Source organism: Pedobacter sp. KLB.chiD, from assembly GCF_047040275.1.
Lineage (GTDB): Bacteria > Bacteroidota > Bacteroidia > Sphingobacteriales > Sphingobacteriaceae > Pedobacter.
Genome location: NZ_CP178207.1, coordinates 246,938 through 272,332, shown reverse-complemented (window position 1 = coordinate 272,332; position 25,395 = coordinate 246,938). Strand labels below are relative to the sequence as shown.

General features: G+C 40.8%; 16 protein-coding genes. 12 read left to right on the top strand and 4 right to left on the bottom strand.

The features are described from left to right. Positions 1 to 8: 8 nt before the first annotated feature. Positions 9 to 884, bottom strand: a complete 876-nt coding sequence (locus ACK1I8_RS01195) for an alpha/beta hydrolase (protein WP_412467545.1) — start codon at positions 882 to 884, stop codon at positions 9 to 11. Between the two features lie 458 nt (positions 885 to 1,342). Here ACK1I8_RS01195 and ACK1I8_RS01190 point away from each other — a divergent pair, with 458 nt between their 5' ends. Next, entirely contained in the window at positions 1,343 to 1,594 is a 252-nt protein-coding gene (locus ACK1I8_RS01190; RefSeq protein ID WP_412467544.1) for a mannonate dehydratase, read from the top strand. 73 nt (positions 1,595 to 1,667) lie between these two features. Beyond that, positions 1,668 to 3,332, top strand: coding sequence for a glycoside hydrolase family 43 protein (locus tag ACK1I8_RS01185; RefSeq protein WP_412467543.1), 1,665 nt, complete (start codon positions 1,668 to 1,670; stop codon positions 3,330 to 3,332). A gap of 503 nt (positions 3,333 to 3,835) precedes the next feature. Here the strand turns inward: ACK1I8_RS01185 and ACK1I8_RS01180 are convergent. Continuing rightward, entirely contained in the window at positions 3,836 to 4,936 is a 1,101-nt protein-coding gene (locus tag ACK1I8_RS01180) for a glycoside hydrolase family 43 protein (protein ID WP_412467542.1), read from the bottom strand. Positions 4,937 to 5,076: 140 nt separating this feature from the next. Here ACK1I8_RS01180 and ACK1I8_RS01175 point away from each other — a divergent pair, with 140 nt between their 5' ends. From ACK1I8_RS01175 to ACK1I8_RS01145, 7 genes are all read left to right on the top strand, one after another. Next, complete coding sequence (locus ACK1I8_RS01175) at positions 5,077 to 5,223, top strand: hypothetical protein (RefSeq protein ID WP_412467541.1); 147 nt, start codon at positions 5,077 to 5,079, stop codon at positions 5,221 to 5,223. Between the two features lie 154 nt (positions 5,224 to 5,377). After that, positions 5,378 to 6,268, top strand: coding sequence for a sialate O-acetylesterase (locus ACK1I8_RS01170; protein ID WP_412467540.1), 891 nt, complete (start codon positions 5,378 to 5,380; stop codon positions 6,266 to 6,268). Positions 6,269 to 6,559: 291 nt separating this feature from the next. Beyond that, positions 6,560 to 8,512: a glycoside hydrolase family 97 catalytic domain-containing protein gene (locus tag ACK1I8_RS01165; RefSeq protein ID WP_412467539.1), complete on the top strand. Its 1,953-nt coding sequence runs from the start codon at positions 6,560 to 6,562 to the stop codon at positions 8,510 to 8,512. A gap of 412 nt (positions 8,513 to 8,924) precedes the next feature. After that, positions 8,925 to 10,205 carry an OmpA family protein gene (locus tag ACK1I8_RS01160; RefSeq protein WP_412467538.1) on the top strand — a complete coding sequence of 427 codons (1,281 nt, stop codon included), beginning with the start codon at positions 8,925 to 8,927 and terminating at the stop codon, positions 10,203 to 10,205. 23 nt (positions 10,206 to 10,228) lie between these two features. Beyond that, a complete protein-coding gene (locus ACK1I8_RS01155; protein ID WP_412467537.1) occupies positions 10,229 to 10,810 on the top strand; it encodes a hypothetical protein in 582 nt (193 codons plus the stop codon). Between the two features lie 126 nt (positions 10,811 to 10,936). Next, complete coding sequence (locus ACK1I8_RS01150; RefSeq protein ID WP_412467536.1) at positions 10,937 to 11,326, top strand: hypothetical protein; 390 nt, start codon at positions 10,937 to 10,939, stop codon at positions 11,324 to 11,326. A gap of 62 nt (positions 11,327 to 11,388) precedes the next feature. Next, entirely contained in the window at positions 11,389 to 11,574 is a 186-nt protein-coding gene (locus tag ACK1I8_RS01145) for a CsbD family protein (RefSeq protein WP_055909662.1), read from the top strand. Between the two features lie 60 nt (positions 11,575 to 11,634). Here the strand turns inward: ACK1I8_RS01145 and ACK1I8_RS01140 are convergent, their stop codons facing one another. Beyond that, entirely contained in the window at positions 11,635 to 15,168 is a 3,534-nt protein-coding gene (locus ACK1I8_RS01140) for a family 43 glycosylhydrolase (protein WP_412467535.1), read from the bottom strand. A 519-nt stretch (positions 15,169 to 15,687) separates the two neighbouring features. On the opposite strand from ACK1I8_RS01140, the gene ACK1I8_RS01135 reads away from it, so the two are divergent. Both ACK1I8_RS01135 and ACK1I8_RS01130 read left to right on the top strand, forming a co-directional pair. Further along, positions 15,688 to 18,771 carry a beta-L-arabinofuranosidase domain-containing protein gene (locus ACK1I8_RS01135; RefSeq protein ID WP_412467534.1) on the top strand — a complete coding sequence of 1,028 codons (3,084 nt, stop codon included), beginning with the start codon at positions 15,688 to 15,690 and terminating at the stop codon, positions 18,769 to 18,771. Positions 18,772 to 19,050: 279 nt separating this feature from the next. Further along, a complete protein-coding gene (locus ACK1I8_RS01130) occupies positions 19,051 to 20,907 on the top strand; it encodes a DUF4859 domain-containing protein (protein WP_412467533.1) in 1,857 nt (618 codons plus the stop codon). Positions 20,908 to 21,587: 680 nt separating this feature from the next. Here the strand turns inward: ACK1I8_RS01130 and ACK1I8_RS01125 are convergent. Then, entirely contained in the window at positions 21,588 to 23,531 is a 1,944-nt protein-coding gene (locus tag ACK1I8_RS01125) for a family 43 glycosylhydrolase (protein WP_412467532.1), read from the bottom strand. A gap of 694 nt (positions 23,532 to 24,225) precedes the next feature. On the opposite strand from ACK1I8_RS01125, the gene ACK1I8_RS01120 reads away from it, so the two are divergent. Beyond that, positions 24,226 to 25,308, top strand: a complete 1,083-nt coding sequence (locus tag ACK1I8_RS01120) for an RICIN domain-containing protein (RefSeq protein ID WP_412467531.1) — start codon at positions 24,226 to 24,228, stop codon at positions 25,306 to 25,308. The last annotated feature ends 87 nt before the right edge of the window (positions 25,309 to 25,395 follow it).

Below are 25,395 nucleotides of genomic sequence, written 5' to 3'. Positions count from 1 at the left end.
CTCAGTCGTTAAGGATTTAAACTATACTTTTGAAAGGCGGCCTGATCAACCGGTTTAAACAACAACTGACTAAACAGGTAGAGATCATTCTTCCAAACTTTAAAATCATGTACACCTGGTTCAACGTAATAAATATGGGGAACATTTTTTTCTACCAGGTATTCGTGAGTACGTTGAGAGAAATTAAGTAACCTATCGTTATCCCCGCAGGAAATCCAAAGCAACTTAAGCATGGTTTTCGCTTTGGCCGGATCTGGCAATAATTCTGCCGGCACTTTGGTATTTGGCGCAGAAGAAAAACCGCCAACCCAGGCAAAGGTATCTAAATTACCCAAACCAAAATTTAAGGATTGCCCGCCCCCCATAGACAATCCGGCAAGGGCACGGTGGTTCCTGTCTTTAAAAACAGGATAATATTTTTCTACATATGGGATCAGATCCAGCAACAAATCCTTTTCAAAATTTGCAAAGGCCGCAACTTTATCAGGAGCCATGATATTTCCGGTAGCGCGGTCATCTATCATCGCTCTGCCATTTGGCATCACCACTAACATAGGTTCAAGTTTTCCTGCGGCATATAGGTTATCGAAAATTACCTGAGGTTTACCGCCATTCAGCCATTCCTTTTCATCTCCGCCGATGCCGTGGAGCAGATATAAAACCGGGTATTTTTTGGTTTTCTGATAACCTGGGGGGAAATAAATAGTGGCTTTTCTGTTTGTCCCGACAGTTTTTGATGCATATTGTATCGTATCAACTTTTCCATGAGGGATGGTTTCCTGGTTGACATCAAAACCAGCAGGCGCCGTCGGAATCTGCTTTTGTGCGAAAACTGTAGTCTGAATAAAAATCAGTGTGGCTAAAATGGAGATTAATCGTTTCATTTGAATTGGTTAGCGATGATTGGCAGCAATAATTGATAACCTGCCAGAAATTAATGATTAATACAAACTTAAGTGCATCATGTCGCAGGCTGATGGAACCATTGATTATTTTGAGTGTAAAAATGTTCAAAAATGCCGTTGAGTAGAACAAATCATCATTTATTTAAAAATCTTTAATGAAATTCGGTAATAGATACTAGTTCCTGACCGGAAATATTTCAAAAATAATTGACCTAAACATCAACTAAGCTAACAAAAAATTGGCATGATTAAGCATTTTGGCAATCGATTGCAGAAAAACCAGTGATGCGGGCTTGATATGTATAGGTCAAAGGCAAAAAAACCAAATATGAAACACACCATTAAAGAGCGGCAATATATTCTTGTTCAAATAAAAAGCAAATTGGAAATATGACGATCTACGATCAGAAAATCTTTGAAAATAATACCGTTTTGCTATGAAAATGATCCAAACCGTGCGTTGGTATGGTCCTGATGATATTGTTACACTCGCCCATATCCTGCAGGCAGGCTGTACAGGAGTAGTAACCGCTTTACATCACATCGCCTTTGGGAAAATCTGGACCGGAGCAGAAATGTTGGCCCGAAAATCACTCCTAAAATCCTATGGGTTGGTTTGGGAAGTAGTAGAAAGTTTGCCGGTACATGAAGACATAAAAAAGGCAAGGCAATTATCAGCGATGGATTGAAAATTATAAAATTAGGCTGGAAAAACCTGGCCAGCTGCAAACCAAGCAAATTTCTTTATAACCAAATACAATTATGAAAAAAATCCTTTATTTATTGTTGTTATGCTTTACCTCACAAGCATTTGCACAGATAAAATTTACGAATCCCATTCTTGCCGGTTTTTATCCGGATCCAAGCATCACTAAAGTAGGTGCTGACTACTACCTGGTTAATTCTACCTTTTCTTACTTTCCCGGCATCCCCGTTTTTCACAGTAAGGATTTAAAAAACTGGAAACAGATCGGAAATGTAATCGAACGCAATACGCAGATGACTTTTTTGGGCGATGGCACCTCACGTGGTTTGTTCGCACCTTCTATCAATTACCATAAGGGGACCTTTTACATGACCTGTACTAACATCGACAAGGGCGGAAATTTTGTGATGACGGCTAAAAATCCTGCGGGCCCGTGGAGCGATCCGGTGTGGCTACGCGAGGTAAGGGGAATAGATCCATCTTTATTTTTTGATGACGATAAGGCCTATATTGTTTATAATAGCGACGCGCCAGACAATAAGCCGCTTTACAGCGGTCACCGCACCATACGCACTTATGAATTCGATCCTGCAACACTCGAAGTTGTTGGTACCGAACATTTGCTGGTAAATGGTGGCGTGGACATTACAAAGAAACCAGTGTGGATTGAAGGGCCACACATTTTTAAACGTGAAGGCTGGTATTACATATGCGCTGCTGAAGGTGGCACCAGTGTAAACCATTCGCAGGTGATCCTTAGAAGTCGCTCCGCTACCGGCCCATATGTTCCTTATGAAAAAAATCCGATTCTGACGCAACGGGATTTAGATCCGAACCGTGCAAACCCGATAACCTCTACCGGCCATGCAGAATTGATTGAAGGGCCTGATGGAAAAACTTATGCCATTTTTCTTGCTGTGCGCCCGTATGAAGGAAATTTTTACAACACCGGAAGGGAAACTTTCATCGCGCCGGTTAGGTGGACCGATGGATGGCCTATCATTAATCCAGACTTCAAAGAAGTACAATATCAATATGAGGCAAATTTTAAAGAGGTTAAACAAAAAGGAATCCCTCCACAAAGCGGCAATTTTTCGTATCGCACCACATTTGATAAGGGTTTAGATCCATCGCTATTATTTTTAAGAAAAAACGACAGCTCATGGTATCAACTGGATAAAAAAAATGGGCTGACGATGAAACTTAAGCCAGAAACCTGCATGGAAAAGACCAATCCGGCTTTCCTCGGAAAAAGACAGCAACATATGTTCTGTTCGGCCAGTACAGCACTCCATTTTTCACCAAAATCTGAAAATGAGAAAGCAGGATTAATGATTTTTCAGGGTGAATTTAATTTTTACTTCATGTGTAAATCCCTTAAAGAAAAGGCAGCTGTTATTCAGCTTTTTAAAGGCGATAAAGCAACAAACCAAATGGTATTACTTACGGAAATGCCTTTGCCTGATCCATCAGCCGATATTCAGCTGGAGATTGAGGCCAAAGGCGGTCTTTACGACTTTAAATATCGTCAGGGAGGCAGCGAATGGAAGGTTCTTAAAAAAGATGTTGATGGCAAGTATTTAAGTACACAGGCTGCCGGTGGATTTATCGGTTCGCTTTTCGCACTGTATGCTACCTCATCTGGCCAACCGAGTGATAATAAAGCCAGCTTTAAATGGCTTGATTACAGCGGAAATGATAAAATTTATCATTCGAAATAAATAAACTCGAGCGGGTTTCCAAAGGAGGCTTGCTGATAATGGGTTTACACACAAAACGATAAAATCGTCAGGAGATCTGCGCATTCGTTAAAAACGAGCGCAGGTTTTGACGGTATCAGAATTAACTTTCAAAGATTAAAGAGAATTACATTGGGTGAGATTCGTCATGCTCAGCTTGACTGGGCATCTTAATGCCTTTAACGGGAGATCATAATCAACCTTCTATGGAGCTGCGATTCACATTTTTATGAGCATGAGGATTTCCTTCATATTGACACATTTCTTTAAGAGTTTAGTTTACGCGAAGGAACGGCAAAGCAATCTTTTCTGTTGAATTAGATTGCTTTTGTGCTTCGTCATCCTGAACTTTCGCCCGGCCGGTCGGACGGGTTTTTCAGGATCTTTTATACAAAAATTGATGTAGTCTACGAAATTTCAGAACATTCCCGCCTGCGCGGGAATGACGGATGGATGGGTCGAATCATTGATCGCACCGCAGGCAGTTAACCCTTATTCGGTTTTATAAGCCCAATGGTGCCATCTTCAAGGTGTTTCAGCTCGGTTACTTTCACATTTCTTAAATGCGTTTTCCCCGAAAGCTGGGTATCATGATAAAAGATATACCATTTACCTTTAATTTCAACAATAGAATGATGGGTAGTCCAGCCCTCTACAGGTGTCATGAAAGTGCCCTGATATTTAAAAGGTCCCCACGGACTCTCAGATATGGCCGATGCAAGGTAATGTGTATCGCCTGTTGAATACGTAAAATAATACTTACCATTGTATTTATGCATCCAGGCACCTTCAAAAAACCTGCGATCGTGATCCTTTGTAAGCAGCGGTTTACCTTGCTGATCTAAAATGACCACATCTTTCACTTTACCGTCAAAAGCCGTCATATCCATACTTAGTTTGACAACTTTTGCAGTTAAAGCAGGCTCAGTTTCTTTTTGAGAATCGGTTTTAGAGCCATTGGGATCATATTTCCCGTCTTTCCAGCGTTGAAGCTGTCCACCCCAGATTCCGCCAAAATACATATAGCTGCTGCCATCGGTATCGGTAAAAACCGCAGGATCGATACTGAAACTGCCTTCAATCGGTTCTTTAGCGGCTTTAAATGGTCCGGCCGGATCTTTCGATGTTGCTACTCCTATCCTGAAGACATCATTTTTATCTTTAACAGGAAAATAAAGATAATAAGTACCATTTTTATAGGCCGCATCCGGCGCCCATAATTGCCTGCCCGCCCATGGAATATCACTTACAGACAGTGCAGGTTCATGAATAGTAACCTTGCCGCCAATGCTATCCATACTCAGCACCCGGTAATCTTTCATGTAAAAATGATCGCCATTGTCATTTTCTTTCACACCTGATTCGATATCGTGCGACGGGTAAATATAAATTTTACCGTTAAATACATGTGCAGAGGGATCTGCAGTGAAAATTTCCTTCACCAAAGGCTCAGAAAGATAGTGTTTCTTCTCCGTTTTTAAAGTTTCACTTCCCGCTGAACGCTTGTTTTGTTCCTGGCAAGAACTCCCTAAAGCAACCATTAGGGCAATGGCCATAGCAGATTGGCACTTAATGTTTAGACTCATTTTTATTTATTTTTGGTTAAATACAGTTACATAAAAAACTTTACCCTGTTCAGATCGTTCAACATCATTTACACAGAAATTAAAAACCTATCGAAGTACCGTCATCCACAGGCAACACAATCCCAAAATTTTCGGATAAAATGGATTCGAAAATCATGGGAGGGGCAAAAGATAAAACTATATTAAATGAAGAATTTTGGATGCAAACTTTGAATAATATGATAGCAGAAATGTTGATTAATGGCTTAAAATCCCCCTATCAGTTTACTTTTTTAATACGCCGCTAATACAAACCTTAATCCAGCGTGATTAGGCCGGTTAACAACAGGCATTAGGATAATGGTTTCAATTTTAATCATATGAGCATTGTTTATGTTGAAAAATGCTACTGCTAATCTGCGGCATTTAATACTTTAGCCTCAGGTTAAACGACGAATCAATATGAAAAGAATAATCGCCAACAGGCTTAAACGTGCCATAACATATTCAAACCAAACGATAGGATTTAGATTAGGAGTTATCGTCTTACTTGCGTTAATATTCTGCAATAATGAAAAATCCTATGGTCAGGACCCTAAATTATATGTTTTCCTGAGCTTTGGTCAATCTAACATGGAAGGTAATGCACCTTTTGAACCTCAGGATACCACATTAAACAATAGATTCAGGGTACTTCAGGCAGTCGATTGCCCGGAATTAGGCAGGAAAAAAGGAAACTGGTACACGGCTAAACCACCTTTGTGCCGATGCAAAACCGGCTTCACACCAATGGATTATTTTGGCAGAACCCTTCTGGATTCATTGCCTGAAAAGGTGCGCATAGGAGTGATTAATGTAGCCGTTGGTGGTTGCAAAATTGAGTTATTTGATAAAGATGCTTATCAAACCTATACTGCTACTGCTCCAGATTGGATGAAATCAGCCTTAAATGCCTACGACGGAAATCCTTACGGTCGTTTAGTAGAACTGGCCAAAATCGCACAGCAATCAGGGGTAATAAAGGGAATTTTGATGCACCAGGGTGAATCTAACACCGGGGACCAGGAATGGCCAAAAAAAGTTAAGGCGGTTTATGAGCACCTCATCAGGGACTTAAATTTAAATCCGTTGACTACCCCCCTTCTCGCCGGCGAGGTGGTTAACGCAGACCAGGGCGGAACCTGCGCATCCATGAATAAAATTATCGCAACCTTGCCAAAAACAATTCCTAATGCACATATCATTTCATCAGCTGGCTGTACCGCAGCGGCAGATCACTTACATTTTAATGCGCAAGGCTATCGTATGCTTGGTGAGCGTTATGCTAAAATGATGTTGCACCTGTTAAAATAGTATACAACTCGCTGGCGTACACGACCTGTTTCTGATATTTAAAGGTGAGGGTAATTACCTCTTTAATTTTGGACTCCTGGCATTTGATCCGATAATAGCTTTTTCAATAATTGCCTTAATATTGGGATATATTATGTTGATTCAGCCAAAGCAATAAGATTGAGGAAAAAACAATAAACGTTACCATAACATTTAAAAATATTTCCTAATTTTCAGCTTTGAAATACTAATCCGATCAATCTAAACCAACAAACTTATTCTGTTGTGATGAATATTCCCAAATCGTTAACTATGAATTATTGCAAAGGCATTTTATTGGCAATGGCAATGGTTGCCAGCCACTTTTTATCTTTTGCCCAGGACATGAACGTTACCAGTCCGGATCAGAAATTGATGGTTAATCTTTATTTAAATGAGGGTAAACTTTACTATAATGTAACCTTACAGGGAAAAGAAATGATCGAACGATCTCCTTTGGGACTTCGCGGTAGCCAAATGGATTTATCATCAGGTCTCAAACTAACTGGTAAGCAGTTACGAAAAATCAATGAGCGCTACAGTGAACCCAAAATTAAGATCAGTACTGTAAACTACCAGGCAAATGAACTCATCTGCAAATTTGAAAATGCCACAAAAAATCAGCTTGAAGTCATCTTCCGCGTGAGCAACAATGATATTGCCTTCAGGTATCGGGTTCCCCAGACCGGCGAACCTGCAACCTTTATTATTGAAGAAGAACTGAGCGGATATAAATTTCCGGAAAATACCACTACATTTTTAACCCCACAGGCTACCCCTATGATTGGCTGGATGAAAAGCAAGCCAAGCTATGAAGAAGAATACCATCCCGATCAGGCCATGGGCGTCCCATCAAAATATGGTATAGGTTATACTTTTCCGGCCCTGTTCCATTTAGGGAATGACGGCTGGGTATTGCTTTCAGAAACGGGCGTAAATTCCCTCTACTGCGGATCAAAATTGAGTGAAGGGACAAAAGACGGCCATTACAAAATTGCTTTTCCGGAGAAAGGTGAAAATAATGGCATCGGTAGTGCTAATCCAACCATATCCTTACCAGGCAATACCCCCTGGCGTACCATTACCGTAGGGCATACACTTAAACCCATTGTTGAGACTACTGTGCCATTCGATGTGGTAGAACCACAATATCCGGCGTCAAAAAACTACACTTTTGGCCGGTCTACCTGGAGCTGGCTGTTATGGCAAGATGAAAGCATCAATTTCGAAGATCAGAAAAAGTTTATTGATCTTTCAGCAACCATGGGCTACGAGCTGGTACTGATCGATAACTGGTGGGACAGCCGGATCGGGCGAAAAAAAATAGAGGAACTGGTGGCCTACGGCAAAGCGAAAAAGGTTGGCATTGCCTTATGGTATAACTCCAATGGATTTTGGAACGATGCGCCACAAACTCCTAAATATAAAATGAATACGGCTTCTGCAAGAAAACAGGAGATGGCATGGATGCAGAAAATTGGCATAAAAGGGATTAAAGTAGATTTTTTTGGTGGCGACAAACAGGAAACCATGAAACTTTATGAAGATATTTTAGCTGATGCCAATGCTTTTGGTTTAACGGTGATTTTTCATGGCTGCACCATACCCAGAGGCTGGGAAAGGATGTATCCCAATTATGCCGGAAGTGAGGCGGTACTGGCATCAGAGAATCTGATATTCGCACAACATGCAGATGATAACGAAGCCTTCAATGCCAGCCTGCACCCTTTTATCCGCAATGCTGTAGGGGCAATGGATTTTGGTCCGGTGCTTTTAAACAAACGCCATAACCGGAAAAATGATGGCGGGACAATTAGGAAAACAACAGAAACTTTCCAGGTGGCAACCGCTATCCTTTTCCAGAATCCTATACAAAATTTTGGCGTCACCCCCAATAACCTCACCGATGTTGCACCCCATGTGATCGATTTTATGAAAAAAGTGCCTACTACATGGGATAATACGGTTTTTCTTGATGGCTATCCCGGAAAATATTGTGTACTGGCACGCCGTCATGGTGATACCTGGTATATCGCCGCCATAAACGCCGAAACGACGGAGAAAACGATAGACATTTCACTTCCCATGCTATCAGGTACCGAAGCTACCTTATACGCTGATGCCGACGACCGTTCGCCTCAAATCAAACAGCTGAAATTAAACAAGGCAAAACAACTAAAAGTGAAACTTTTACCGGGCGGGGCAAATGTAATTGTGGCCAAATAGATTTATTATTGGATCATCACATGAACTAAACCAACACAGTTGCAGGGATCTTCATCCAAAGCTATCTGATGCTAAGAGCTTTTTTAGCCAGGGAAGCAATCTTACAACGATCGCTACTTGCGTGCGTATTAAGATTCCCGCCTGCGCGGGAATGACGATCCTGCTATTAGCGTCTGTGAATGGTAGCTTAGTCGAAAGACCTTTAGCCAAATTAATCTGGCTATATAAAATACCAGAACGGGTAGCAATTATCTAAAGATGATTTAAAAACTATTTCGGCCAAAACTTCTTAGATACACAATCTCTTCCTATCCGGACGCCATAAACATACTCCTTTTAGGAGTGTGTTTATGTAACAGAATTGAAACATTTGCGCCCTGCCCATGTTATCCCTCCGATTAAAATAAACAATATGAATAAAAATTTTACAAAATCTACCATGTTGATCGCTTTGGTAAGTTTGTCAACTCAACTGTTTGCGCAGGAAACACCGACAACTTCCGAAAGATTTGGGAAACAATCTTTACGAACCTGGAGTGTAGGCGCACATGGAGGTATCCTTAGCCAAAATACTTTTTTAGGTAGAGGAAGTGTTAAAGCCAGAGAATTTAAAAGCATTGGTTATGGTGCCTTTATCAAAAAGCAGATTTTACCAGCGCTTGGCTTACAGGCCGATTTTCTTCGTGGAGAGATCAAAACTTTAAACAGCACCAGCACAATTGAACAAGTGAACAGCATTAACTGGTCAGGTTCCCTTACGGCAGTATTGAATATTGCCAACTTCAGCCTGAACACCCAAAATGCGGTACTGATTCCATACGTTAAAGCGGGTGCCGGATATATGTCTTCAGATTCAAAAGTAGCCAACGTTGATGTGTTTACTGATAGAGAAGGATGGTATATCCCAACAGGCGTTGGATTTAAAATTGGCGTAGCCAAAGGAATCAATATTGATTTAGGTTACGACATTAATTTCATTAAATCTTCTCCTACTGTTAAAAGTGCATACAATGAAAGCAGGTTTTCTTATGCGCATGCAGGATTGGAATTTGCACTTGGAAACAAAGAAAATTCTCAATTACAAAACTACAGCGCGGTTGCAGACCTGAGAAAACAAAGTGCTGAAGAAAGCGCAGAATTAAGACGGGCATTAGCTACAGCCGAGCAAAATGCTGCTAGAGACCGTGAGCAATATGCCAAAGATTTAGGTGATGATGATAATGATGGCGTAGCAAATAAATTTGACAAATGTCCTGGAACTGCAGCCGCAACCGTGGTAGACGGATCAGGATGCCCGATAGCGGTTACGCAAACCGTTATTAAAGAAACAACTGTAGTAACCGAAGCAGACCGCAAAATTGTGAGAGATGCCATTTCAAATCTTGAATTTGATTTAGGCAAATCAACCATCCGTGCCAAATCTTATGCTACCTTAAACCGGGTTGCAGCTTTGTTAATCGAGAAAAACTTCAGCTTAAAATTAGCCGGGCATACCGATAACACCGGTGGAAGGGAATTAAATCTGCGTTTATCTAAAGAAAGAGCTGAGTCGGTGAAAGCTTATCTGGTTTCACAAGGCGCAAATGCTTCCAGAATCGAGGCAACAGGTTATGGTCCTGATCAACCTATAGCATCCAATAAAACTGCCGCAGGTCGTCAGGAAAACCGTCGAGTAGAATTCACCTTATATTAATTTTTATAAACTATCTATCAATCATGAAAAATTTTCTAGCAACAGTAATCATTTCAGCATCTACCATTTTTGCGGCAAATGCCCAGATCCAAAAAGGCAACGTAATGGTTGGTGGAAATTTAACCAACATCAACCTTGGTTTGGATGACCCAAAAATATTCAGCGTAGACATTACCCCAAAAGCAGCCTGGTTTGTACAGGACAATGTTGCGGTGGGTGGTTATGTAAATTTCGGTTTAAAAACGGCTAAAAATTCAAGTACCACTACCAGTTATGGTGTTGGTGCATTGGGTCGATACTATACCGGTAAAGATGTTGAAGTGTTACGCCATGGCCGTTTATTTGCAGAAGCTACTGTTGGTATCGGCGGAGTTAATGTGAGCAATGGCGGTGGTAATACAAACGGATTGAACTTAAGCGTTGGGCCAGGTTTTGCCTATTTCATTACACCAAATATTGGTTTGGAAACATTATTGAAATACAATGGACTGGTTGGTTTTGGAAGCGCAACAACCCAAAATAACCTGAACCTATCATTCGGATTTCAGATTTATTTGCCAGGACAGAGAACGGCGAACAAAGTAAAAAGAGACGTTGCTAATTAAAACAAAAAATCCAGAAGCTGCTTCCATTAGAAAGCAGCTTCTTTTTTAAATGAACAATTTATTGGCTTTAGCATTTTTTAAATTTACTATACACGCTTACAACAAAATAATAAAATCTACCAGGCAATGACTACAGGAAAAAAAATAGGGACCATTGCAGCAGTAATTGGCATTTTGCTGCTTATCGGCTTTATCTATTATCATTACTTTTTTGTTTTTGGCGAAGGAGTAAAAGCCGGAGAGCTGAATTATATTGTAAAAAAAGGATATATTTTTAAAACCAATGAGGGTAAACTCATCCAAAGCGGGATTCGATCCAGACAAACCGGTACGCTGGAGAACAATGAATTCGAATTTTCTGTAACTGATGAAAGTATAGCGAAACAGATGATGGGAAACAGTGGTAAATTTTACGAACTGCATTACAGAGAATATAAAAAAAGCCTGCCATGGAGGGGATTTAGCAGATATGTAGTAGATAGCATATATGCAGCTAAAGATATTCCGAACAGATAAAATATAACCGGATGTTTTTTCAAATGAAAATTAACAGAAATATTCATCATAAATAAAAAAAAATGGACAAATTAGAATTAAAAGGTGCCTGGAACGAACTGAAAGGAAAAGTTAAACAGGCTTACGCAGATTTAACTGAAGACGATTTAAAGTATGAAGAGGGAAAAGATGACGAACTTTATGGCAAACTGCAACAAAAAACAGGTAAAACCCGTGAACAGGTTGTAGATTGGTTAAAATCTTTGTAAAAAACTAAAGGCTCCTAATATGATCCAGGGGCCTGTTTTATGATATAAACACCCGCTTTTTTATCGTGTTATTTTCTTTTGGATAATTTTAAAATCACTAAACGACGCATAACCGGAAATATCGCCGTAGGTAGCATGATAAACACCAATTTCTAAAGCGCTGCTCATATCATCTCTTTTTATCGGACTGCCGGGAAGATTTACCCAGGATTTTCCATCATGGCTGCCACGCATAAAAAATAAACTTCCCTGGCGTTGTATTTGTAAATGACGATAAAAATTCCATCCCGACAGGTTGTTGAACTGTTTGCGTTCCCCGGCGTTTAAATTGGTAACAATGTTTCCAACACCCCAGCCTGGCATCACACCATTTTGTAAAAGCTTTTTCGAATTAGAAGGTTCTTTAACCATTATACCGGCTTCGTTTGCGCCATTGGCTTTTTTCTGTTTAAAGCCTAACAGATCAGATAGCATCACCTCGGCAACAAAATCGCCTTCCACCTGGTGGTAAGCAAAAGGTCCGGCAGGCATTGATCCATCCCAAAAGGTATTGTGCGACACTAGTTTTAACACGCCAGCTTGTTGTGCAACAGTGTCTGCATTCCCCGTAAAACCATCCCAGGAAGTACCCTTTAACCCGTCAGCTTCTGCCGGAACTGATATGGCAGATCCATTTTGTTTTCTGATGATAAAAAGTGTAGAATCTGTTGTAACCATAACAGGCAGGGAGTTCAGCGTAACATTGCCAAAGTTATCTCTCACCTTTACAGAATAAGTATAGCGCATTTGAGGTGCAACAGAAAAATCAGTATAAGCTGAAAACGTTTGCCATTTTTGTGAGCTTTTACCTTGATCGTATCTAAAAAGATATTCAAAACTGGTACCTGGTAACGCTGGTTTATTTGCGGCCATATATACCATATTTGGGGTAACTGCTGCTGGTTTAGAGGCGAAAGATGCATGGATAAGATTATTATTGAGTGTTTGTTTCCAAAAATTAAACTCCTGCTTACCCCTATCATCATCAAAACCGTAATTAAATACAGTAATAAAAGATATCGCTATCGGAGTAGTCGCGTTTGCTGATCCGGTTAAAATACGCTGATCTTTTTGCGGGCTGGGGGCATTTACATTTTCAGTCATTTTACCATCTGCCATTACCTTAAATTTCCCTTGATTATAAGTGCATATTACCTGCTGCCACTTTCCGGTACCTGCTATCCTTGCGGTTTTACGCCCAAAAAATAAATCTGTTTTAGCACCAGCGGGCGCATACAGCGAAAAAATGGCGGTAAAGGGTTTTGAAAATTTTAATTTTTTGGCCAATTTATTTCCGATCAGCAGTTGTCCCCTGCTGTCTAATCTCACCGCTATCTTTCCGTTTACGTCTGCTACTTCTGCCTTACCTCTAATTACGAGTTCCCCCAAAGCAGCTCCGTTATTGGTCCACTGATCTAACTTGCCATAATCAAGATTTTTCGCCTCAACATGTAGCAGTGTATGATTTGGCAGTCCTTTTTTATACGCAGCTTTAATTTCTTCATGGCTTAGCGGGATATCATAAATTTTTAAGGAAGCCAATGCACCGGAAAATCCTGCGCTTCCATCTTCATTTCTGCCGATAAGAAAATGTTTAAGGTTATTGATGAAAAGCATTCTTCTTTCGGTCCTGTCCAATTCTCCATCCACATAGATACTTTCCATTGTGCCATCAAAAACAATGTTGATTAAATGCCATTCATTAGCTTTTGGCAAGTGTTTGTATCCTAAATCTGCCCATCCCAAATGACTTACAGCGCCGGCAGTTTTACTACTTCCATAACCAATAGCAGCATTACTTAAATTAACACCTCCCTGTCCTGTCCACGATACAATGGTTTCTTCTTTATCAATCTCCGGATTTCGAACCCAAATACTTACGCTAAAACTGCTGTTTCCAAGCAGAGATTCGGGTGCAGAAACGGATGAAACCAAGTGCTCCTGCCCCGTAAAAAGCAATGCTTTTTTGCCACCGATCATTGAAATAGTGGGTTTAGTGGTCCCCCTGGCCAAAAAGTACCCACCCAACTTGCCTTTGTTTGAAACGTTGGTGACAACATTACCGGTTCGGAGATGATCTAATTCCAGGTCTACTAATAAACCTTTTGGCTCAAATACATTTAACGGTTGCCATTTTTTAATTTTGGTATGCACTACAGGTCGGTATTCTGCATCATCAAAAACCTTAATATTCCATATGGCTTTATTTAAGCCCGGATATTCCGTCTGTAAAACTATTGTCCGGATATACCTCGCCTTAACATTCCCGAAATCAATCATCGGACTTCCATGCCGGGTATTTTTGCTTCGGTCGGCATATGTTTTCCAGATTTTTCCGTCAGCTGAATACATGATTTTATATTGATAATACCAGGTAGCGTATTCAAACTGCGTATGGACGCTTTTAACCAGGGATATTTTCCCCAAATCCACCTGCACCCAGGCAGGCCCCACATTGCTTTTACCTTTCCATAAAGTTCCATTGTCATCATCAAAGGCAAATTCCGCTTTAAAATTTTCATCATAGCTGGAAGATGCTGATGCTTTTTTACCTCGTGCTAAATTTGGATGTGGGTTGACATCTTTCGCCAGATACCCGATTCCGCTGTGGGTAGGCACAATCTTCAGTATATTCCCTTCATCGTCAAACTGCATTTTATCTGCAGCTACCTGTCTGTGGTAACCGCCATCATTATGCGGATTATTATGACGATGATACACCAGGTAAAAATCATCACCTTGCTGTAATACAGATTGGTGGCCTGGCCCATGCACCGTTCCATCTTGATTTGTAGACAAAATAGGGTTGTTAGTACCATATTTAAAAGGACCCATCGGGCTTGTTGCTGTGGCATATTGAACCCTGTATGTACCATCTTCACAATAACCTGATGAATAAGTCAAATAATAGATTCCTTTTCTTTTAAACACAAAAGGGGCTTCGAAAAACTCTTTTGCATCCGTATTGGGAATCTGGGCCAGCTTGGAAAAGGATTTCATGTCTGCATTTAAGAGGCCAACACCACAGCCATGGTTGGGGTAAATCCCCCAGGTGCCCCAATACATATAATACTGGCCATCATCATCCTTAAAAGTCTGTCCGTCAAGCGTAATTACATTTGGCACCATAAAATTGGAGACAATCGGATTGCCTTTAGGCAGAAGCGAAGTCCAGGGACCAACAGGGGTAGAAGATGAGGCACCGAAAATTTCAACGGGCTGGCAGTAATACAGGTAATATTTACCATCGGCACCCTGGGTTACATCCGGCGCCCAATAATAGTGTGTGGTTGGCCAGTTCATATCCTGCATGGTCCAATTCACAAAGTCTTTAGATGTCCATACCTGAGAAGGACCGAAACCACCGCCGTTACCATCTGTTGTAGCATAAATGTAATAGGTATCTCCAAACTTCTTTACCGTTGGATCTGCAAAATAACCCGGTATAATTGGATTTCTGTGTACCGCAGCTTCCTTTGAAGATTGCGCCAATACAGCTTGACAGATAAAACAAAGCAGCCATACCATAAATGGCTTTAGATATTTTTTCTTCATGGTTAAACGTTATATGAAGGATATGGAAACCTTGCTGGCACAGGTTAGCCTGTAAATATAAAAGATGTACGGACCAAATTTCCGTTGTATATTAATGTATAGTATCAGTATTTTAACTATTCATTCTCTGAATGCAGATTTTAAAACATTATCTTAATGTAAAAACAGCAATCATTCAAAAAGATTAAATTTACGACGCTATCAATTAAACTCGATAATTATTGACAAACAAACTGTTTTATAAATATCTCTTGATAACCAATTCGTCATGCTGAATTTATTTTACAAGTAGATATGATATTTTCAATTGCCTTGTCGCTACTTCGTGGTCAGCATCTTATTATTGAGAAGCCCCTTAAATAAATCCGATCATTATCGGATCAGGGTGAGGAGGGCGTTAAATCGAAAAGCTGATATTGTTATTTGACTTACTTAACCTTTAAATAAGGTTAAAATATGCCCAATACCTGCAATTTATAAGGCTTTGTTTCCTATACTTTTTGCCTAATTTTATCTGTTATGAGAAGTCTTCTAAATATTAAAATTCATAAATTACTCCGTTACGCTATTTCATACTTTGCTATTTTAATATTGGCAGGACACACGGCCCTGGCACAAAATGGCGATCAGATACTGGATGGCATCGGCGAAACTGGAATGAGTGCCAGGTATGTTTTTAATGGTGACTTAAAAGACTGGTCAAGAAATAATCTGCATGCCAAATTTCAGGGTGCTAACCCGATGTTCGTTAACGATAACCGCTTTGGAAAGGTTTTATCGCTTAGTGGAAACGATCATTCTTTCATTACCATTCCTTCGGAAGCACTTGCTGATGTAGAATCAATCAGCATATCTGGCTGGATATACTTACAGTCTGCCGGGGTTGGACAGTCGTTTTTTGATTTTGGAAAAGATGCCACTAAACACTTTTTTGCAGCACCATCAGGCACAAAAAATCAGAAAGGTTTCCTGGTACAGTTAAAAGCAGATGAAGATCACAGCAAAAGCGCGATTTCTGCTCCCATCGAAACAAACAAATGGATTTATCTTACGGTAGTAATCGATGCACCTTCAAAGTTGATGAGTACATATGTTAACGGCAGGCCCGTAGCCGAAGCTAAAGCGATCTCACAGCAACTGACGGCCGTATTTGATCAGCAGTCAAAAGACAAAATACAGCTCTATATCGGAAAATCGATGTTACCGGGCGCCCCCTATTTAAATGCCCTATTGCACGATTTCCGCATCTACCGTATTCCCCTAACCATAAAACAGATTACCGGGATTTACAACAATTCGCAGAAAGGTATGCAGCAAAACGTAGTGAATGTGGGTAAAAGCGAAGATGATCTTCCACACTTTACCAAAAACCAGGCTCAGCTGTATAACAAGTACCTCACACAGGTTACAGATATTAAAATAGAAACTGCTGTTGGGAATTTGCCCCGATTACCAAGTCACCTTACAGGAACTTACAAAAATGGGGTAAAAGGCCCAAAAGTACGGGTGCTCTGGCCTTCTGATATCGATAATACGGCCGTTCTTAAACCTGGAAAATATACTATAACCGGCCGGGTTCCGGGGACAGATTTCAAACCTAAAGCATTTGTCACCATCATTGCTTCCAAAAACGAGGATGCACCGGTTTCAAATCTGGAGGCTTTTCACCTCAATGAGGTTTCGCTTAAAACGGATGCACATGGCCACCAGACTAAATTTATTGAAAACCGCGATAAATTTATCAGCACACTGGCTAAAACCGATCCGAATTCCTTTCTTTATATGTTTCGCCACGCTTTTGGTCAAAAACAACCTCAGGGTGCAGAACCTTTAGGCGTATGGGATAGCCAGGATACGAAATTAAGAGGACACGCTACCGGCCATTACCTTTCTGCCATTGCACAGGCCTATGCCGGAACAGGCTATGATAAGGCACTCCAGGCCAATTTTGCCAAAAAAATAGATTACATGGTGAATACGCTCTACGATTTATCGATGTTATCAGGAAAGCCACAAAAACCAGATGGCCCATATGTATCCGATCCTACAGCTGTTCCATATGGCCCGGGCAAAACAGGTTTTGATTCAGACCTGAGCGATAAGGGTATCCGCACCGATTACTGGAACTGGGGAAAGGGTTTTATCAGTGCTTATCCGCCAGATCAATTTATCATGCTGGAAAAGGGGGCTAAATATGGCGGACAGAACAATCAGATATGGGCACCGTATTATACGTTGCATAAAATCCTGGCTGGCTTAATCGATGTATACGAAGTAACCGGTAATAAAAAGGCCCTCGATATTGCAAAAAACATGAGCGACTGGGTATATGCCCGTTTGAGCCAACTACCCCAGGAAACACTTATTAAGATGTGGAACACCTATATTGCCGGCGAGTTTGGCGGCATGAACGAATCTATGGCGCGTATGTATAGCATCACCGGCGAACAGCGTTACCTTAAAACCGCACAGTTATTTGATAATATTAAAGTATTTTTTGGCGACACTGCACATTCGAACGGCCTGGCGAAAAATGTCGACATTTTCCGTGGCCTGCATGCCAACCAACATATCCCACAGGTGGTGGGAAGTATAGAGATGTATCGTGTATCCAAAAATCCGGAGTATTACAAAGTGGCAGATAATTTCTGGTACAAGATGGTGAACGATTATATGTATAGCATAGGAGGCGTTGCAGGGGCAAGAAATCCGGCCAATGCAGAATGTTTTACCGCCCAGCCGTCAACATTATACGAAAATGGTTTCTCTGAAGGGGGCCAAAATGAAACCTGTGCCACTTATAATATGTTAAAGTTAACCGGCGACCTGTTTCTTTTCGATCAAAAAGCAGCGTTGATGGATTATTACGAACGCGGCCTGTACAACCATATCCTGGCATCAGTAGCCGAAAAAAGCCCTGCCAATACTTATCATGTACCGCTTCGGCCAGGTTCTGTTAAGCAATTTGGCAATCCGGATATGAAAGGCTTTACCTGCTGTAACGGAACTGCAATAGAGAGCAGCACCAAATTACAAAATTCGATTTATTTTAAAGGCAAAGATAACGGGGCACTTTATGTAAACCTCTATATCCCATCTACACTGGATTGGAAAGCGCGAAACGTAAGGATAGAACAAACCACAGATTTTCCGAAAGAAGACCACACCAAACTGACGATTCATGGAAGTGGAAAATTCGACATCCATGTGCGTGTACCAGGATGGGCGACTAAAGGCTTTTTTGTAAAAATCAATGGCAAAGTACAGCATCTTCCGGCCAGCCCGGGCAGTTACCTGAAAATTAGCCGTAACTGGAAAGATGGAGATACTATAGAATTAAAAATGCCATTCACATTTCACCTTGATCCGGTTATGGATCAACAGAATATTGCCAGCCTGTTTTACGGCCCCATATTGCTTGCGGCCCAAGAGTCTGAAGCCAGAAAAGATTGGCGCAAAATTACCTTAAATGCACAGGATATCAGTAAAACCATTAAGGGTGATCCGAAGCAGTTAAGGTTCACGATTGGTGATGTTGCTTTTAAACCATTTTATGAAACCTATGGTCGCCATTCAGTTTACCTTGATGTAACGTTAAAATAAATATGCCGAAGGGGCAGAAACACTCCAATTCGAAAAAAAAATCAGCTGCACTGATAGCAAATCAGTTGTTTAAAAAAAGAAGAAGTGCTTTTGATGGAAAGGGGCAAACTGACTGATTTTGAAACCCTTTTGCTGATTTATCAATTTCAAGCTAAAAAAACAAGAATAGACCATTTAAATATCATCAGGTTAAAAATGAGTTATATCTAGGTAAAAACCTGTAGAGATAGTTTTGGGGTTCTCGTTAATTTGCTGAATACATCAATTAACCCCTAAACCATGAACCACTTATCAAAATTAATGCTACACCGGCGAATCGGTGCTGCACTTCCCTTAATTTTCTTATTAAACTTTACTGCCTGTAAGAAAACTAAGGTAGTACCTGATGCTCCTGCAAATGAAACCGGTACGCAGGCGGCTACCACGCTGCAGATTTACAAACCAAAATCCATGCAGAATATGGATTGGAATGCTACCGAAAGCGAATGGTGTTATGCCCGTTCGAAGCAATCCGATCACTTTATACTGTTCTGGGGAAAAGGATATGGCAGTAGCAATCCTTCCTCTACAAATGTAGATTCTAAATACCGTGTAGATATCGACGACCTGCTGGCAAAGGCCGAATCATTTTATAACCTGAATGTGAACACATTAAAATTTGTCACTGTTGGAAATGGGACTTCAAAATTAGACAAATATAAATTAATGATTTTTTTATATTATGAAGATGGTTGGCGTGCAACTGGTTCAGGGTACGACGATACCATAGGTGCATTATGGGTAAGTCCGCAAACCTGCAAGCCCGTTGGCTCAACCATCGCGCATGAGATTGGCCATAGTTTTCAATACCAGGTATCCTGCGATTTAGGAACATCTCATGGCTTCAGGTGGGGTTTCGGAGGCAATGGAGCAGGTGGAAATGCTTTTTGGGAACAAACGGCACAATGGCAGGCTTTTACCTCTTACCCCGATGAACTTTTTAGCAGCTGGTTTGATCCTTACCTGGATAATTACCAGAAACACCTCATCCACGAGGATTACCGTTATGCTAATTATATGATTCACCAGTACTGGGCACAAAAAAGAGGCGTTGATGTTATTGGCAAAATATGGCAGGCGTCACAGAGCTATGAAGATCCAATTCAGGTTTATCAACGTTTATACGGACTTTCAGTGAGCCAGCTAAACGATGAATTATACGATGCTGCATCTAAATTTGTAACCTGGGATATTAATAACATCCGCACGCTGGGTGCAAGCAAAATTGGTGCTCATCATTATAAAATGAACCTGATGAACGATGGCGCTTTCCAGCCTGCTCCAAGCTTTTGCCCGCAAACAACGGGTTACAATGTGATGCCTTTAGAGGTGCCTGCTGCAGGCACCGTTGTTACAGCTGCATTTCAAGGCTTACCAAACGCATCGGGCTATAACCAGGTAGATGCCAGCATTGCCGGATGGAGGTATGGTTTTGTTGCTTTATCAACAAATGGTAGCCGAAGCTACAGCACCATGTTCACCAGTGCCTCCGGAAATGCAAGCTTTACTGTTCCAGCCAATTGCAGCCGCCTCTGGTTTGTGGTAACCGGTGCGCCTACAAAATACAATCCGCATGCCTGGGATGATAATAATGCCAATGATGAACAGTGGCCATATAAAGTAAAATTTCAGAACACCAATTTACCTGGTTACAATAATCAGGCACCTAAAGATGTGGCCTTTACTTACGATCTTGAAGTAAAACGAAGCACCACTTCTTATGATTATGCCACAGCCGAAATTGATGTTGCTAAACTGGCATCTGCCTTTCAACTACCTAAACAAGATATTACCAGCAAAATAGGCACCGATATTAAATTTTATGCAATTGAACCTAATAACAACCTAAACGCTACCCTGACAGCTAATGGCTACGGACAGTGGTTCGATGCCAATGGTTATGTAATCAGCTACAGTTCGGCTAATTCACGTGTGTTTTGCGAGTTTGATGTGCAAAATTTTAAGCTGAGCGCTGGTCAGTATCCCAACCGTGTGAATACCGGTGATAAATATACCATGAAACAAGCATTGGTATATACGTCAGCTTCCGGCAGTAAGGCAACTGCCACCTTTATTGTCAATTTAACCATAAAATAATGGTTCCGACTTAACCTGAGTTCAATTATCTACATTGCTACCAGCTAGAAGCCAGCCCCCAAAAAGTTAAGCACTAATTGGGGGCTTTTTTATCGTGTTAACATGCTTTGCTATACAATCAAAAACATCCGTAACGCAAGTTAAAATAAGATTGGTGAGGCCTGTTATTTGGGAAAGGTGCTGTAGCTCATCATCGGTTGGGTTCTGCCGGGCTGTCCGCTATATCTTTTGTTGAGCTTCTATGCCCCCGGCCTTTACAGCAAAAGTATGCCGCTCCCATCCCGTTTAAATATAAAGGCCTGTGCAGGAAAACTTCATCTCTCTGCAATTTGCCATAAAACAAAAACAGAAGCCACTATCCTCGCCACCTAAACCCGACTGGAGCATAAAGCCCGGAGCGAGGCACGAGTGAGGACTTGAAGCGAAGGCGGGACTAAAAAGACCAAATGCTTCTGGAACTGCTTTCCAAAAAAGTAAATACCATTAACGGATCTTCATTTCGAACAATACGCTTTAAATCATTTAAACATCCGCTCGCAGATGTTACTTAACGTTATCGTGACGATTACATTTATAACAATATAGTTCCGAAAAAGATTCTTTACGGCCTTCATGATTTCGCAAAGCCATGTGGGCTCCAGCCACCAGCATCACTAAATTAAGATCTCCGTATTTTCTGTCTATCTCTTCCCTACACCCTCGCTTGTCATCACTACTCTTTTAAGCGTTCTATCGTTGTTGTAAAAAATTTCATCTATACATACCGATCTGTTATTGCTTCCCCCACCAGGCTGCATAGCGCCATTATGATAGAAGAAATACCATTTGTTTTTAAATTCAACAATAGCCTGATGGTTGGTATCACTATTCCCGGGAATTTCGTTTAAAATACCCTGATATTTCCACGGACCGTCAAGGGATTTACTCGTCGCATAGGCTATTTTTTCCGGGAAACCCGTAGCATAAGACAGATAATAGATTCCATTTTTCTCATGTATCCATGGCGCTTCGGTAAAGTTAAAGCCTTCAAAATTGACTCTTTTTACCGCGCCATCAATTTCGATCATATTTTCCTTTAATTTTGCATAGTAACACTCACTATTCCCCCAAAATATCCATCCCTGCCCTTTTTTATCCACAAAAACTGTCGGATCAATACACGCCCAATAATTTTTGGAGTCATAACAATCTTTATTGGTGAGCAGAGGTTTCCCAAGTGCATCCTTATACGGCCCCTCAGGTTGATCGGCAACTGCAACACCTATGCCCAATGCATTGGTGCTGATATACCAATAGTATTTGCCATTGCGCTTAATTACCTGGCCTGCATAAGCATCACCACCCTTTGCCCATGAAAAGTCAGAGAGCTTAAGTGGAACCGGATATTGGGTCCAGTTCTTCATATCAGTTGTGGAGAAAACCGACCAATCTTCCATTTTAAAGGTCTTTTGCTTCCCACCTGCATCATGCCCTGTAAATAACCATAGTTTTTCCTGGTCCACAATCGCTGCCGGATCTGCGGTATATTGATGCGTGATAATCGGGTTTCCATCAGCAACGAATGAAAACTGATCGCCGGGAAGTTTTGGAATAAGCAATTCACCAGGCATACCTTTCCAGATACTATTCAGATGGCGGGCTTCATGGGTGGTTATCCCGATCACACTTCCATGCCTTGGAAAGAAATTTTTGGTAAATGACAATGGAGCATCGCTAAAGTTAAACAGATCGGTGCTCTTTTGGTATTCATATCTGCCTTTTGTATAAAGATCATACATCAGTACATAATCCGGAGAATCGTTCAGTTTAAAAATACTCGATCCTTCCACCGGAGTATCTGTTCCGGCGTAAACATCCAGGTATTTAAAATCTTCTACCCATGGGCCTTTTAATGATCTGGAAGTGGCCTGCTGTATACCATTTTTTACTTCCTTTCCCTCTACCTTGGTATTTCCTTTATAAAAAAAGTGGTATATGCCATCTTTAAAAATAATATCACCATCAATGCCCCCAAATTTTGGGCTAAACATTAAAGTCGGCTCCTTTTCAAAACCTGTAAAATCTTGGTTGGCGTAGGCACAATAAAAATCGAGCTTCTCATTATCTTCAAACCTGATGGTAAAATATACCAGGTATTTCCTGGCTATCGGGTCATAAATCGTTTGTGGGGCCCATACCCACTTTACCTTCGCAAATGTTGCAGGATATTCTTTTGCCAAATCTATGGCACTGTGGGTCCAGTGGCCCAAATCGGAAGATTTTAACATCACAATTCCGGTATTCTTAGCCCAGCCGTTTTTATGGGTATTCATATCTGTTGCCGTAATCAAAAATCCACTTGCACCTTCCTTTCTGAGGATGTGCGGATCGCGGATGCCACCAGAATTAGAAATGGTATCAGATTTTATCACCGGATTATTTTGGTTAAGTGCAGACCAGTTTACCCCGTCAGCACTGGCTGCAAACCGAAGTTGCTCCTGTCCATCCCCCGGGCCCGATCCTTCAAAATAGGCAAAAAGATACCCATCAAATTTTTTGGAATATTTTATTTCCTGCGCGAAACCGCTAAAAAAAACAATTGCCAATGCGACAATTACCATCGTACATTTCGTATAAAACTTCATAAATTCAAATTATTTGGGATACTATTGATCAGAAATTAAAAAATTAGCCTTAGATTATAATCTGATTGACTTGATTGATCATTGTTAGTTAGCGATGTTTACAACTATTCGACTGTATAATAGATGCTTACCATGAACATAAATAAACTTGCAAATAACATTAATTTTCAACTGTAAAGAAGCACAATGAAATATGTTGATATCGCTGGTCTTTGCGCATTAAGTTAAGCATTAATGCAAACACGACTTTCAAGCAAATTAACTCATATTTTTAACTCAGACCAAGTCAAATCGCGATGTGAATGTAGCTACTTTCTGCAGTTTGTTCATTAGCGAAATATAAATTGATTGATTTACCCCCCAAAATCGATTGATTTACAACCCCTGTTACGGCTTTTTGTATATTATATTTGAACTACATAAGTAATTATTAATACTATTCTGTAATTACCTAACCAAATATGATATGAATCGCAAATGTTTACTATTAACAGCAGTAAGCCAAAAAAGCCTGGCATCAATCAAACCGGGTATTCCAATTTGTTTAAACCAGGCTGAACCTGATTAATCCTCAACCAAACCGGAATTTATGGCTAACAAACCCAGAGATTTTTCGAATCAAAGATTTTACGCCTTTGGGAGATATAAAACCTTGGTAGTAGCGTAAACTATCATTTAAAACCTAAACATCAATATGAAAAACAAAATGCTTTGCTTAAAGTACGCGGCCACGATTTTAGTAGCTGCTATTTGTACCACCAGCTGTAAGAAGGTAGCCGAGGTAAATCCCAACGAAACTGAAACGTTCAATTCGGCAATAACGAAAAAGAAAATCCAGGCCATCCAGGCTATTGAAATCCCACAGGCAATTGCAAATGGAACCTTTTATATCATGAGTAAAACCAGCAGTAAGGTAATAGATGTACCCGGAGGCCAAAATGGAAACAATACAAGTGTATTCCAGTGGGGTGGAACAGGTGGGACTAACCAACAATGGAAACTGACGGCTTTATCAGGTGGATACTATAGTATAATTGGCGTAGAAAGCAACCGAGCGTTAACTGCCGCTGATAATACAAACGGTGGTAATATTCAGATCAACGACTATACTGGTGCCGATAACCAACAGTGGCAGTTTGTAGCATTAGGGAGCAATTATTACCGTATTGTAAACAGGGCAAGCGGAAAGGCACTGGATTTATGGGATTCTTCATTGGAAGACGGTGGCGACATTAACCAATATGATTCTCATGGTGGCGATAACCAGCAATGGGTTTTGGTGAAAACAAAATATAACGGACAGGTTGGCTGGGCATGGACATCAACCGATGGCGTGCCCGCAGATGTGATTACCAGAATAACAAACGCCATGAATGATGCATGTGCCCGTTACAATGCTGGAGCAGATTGGGACTCAAGAACACTTAACGTAAGTTACAATACCGGAGTGCCTACCGCAGAAGCAAATGTAAACGGCGACATCCGTTTCGGTGAAAATACAAGTTATCAAAATGTGCGTACGGCCATGCACGAAATGGGGCATTGCTATGGCGTAGGACAAACCGGGGGTTGGTATAATCTAACCAATGGAGGAACATACTCTGGTACAAATGGTATTGCGACGATCAGAGCGTTCGAAACACCTACCAGTAATATTAGTGCCGGAGGGGGCCACTTTTGGCCTTACGGACTGAATTATGATTCGGAATGGTCAGAAACCAATGCATTCAGACACGTCAAAATTGTACGTGCCATGGATTTAGACGGTGTTTATTAGTTAGTTAGTTAGTTAGATTGGATAGCTTACGGGAGCGTTAATTGATAATTTGGTTTATCGGTTGATACTCCCAATGAGCTATTTTCT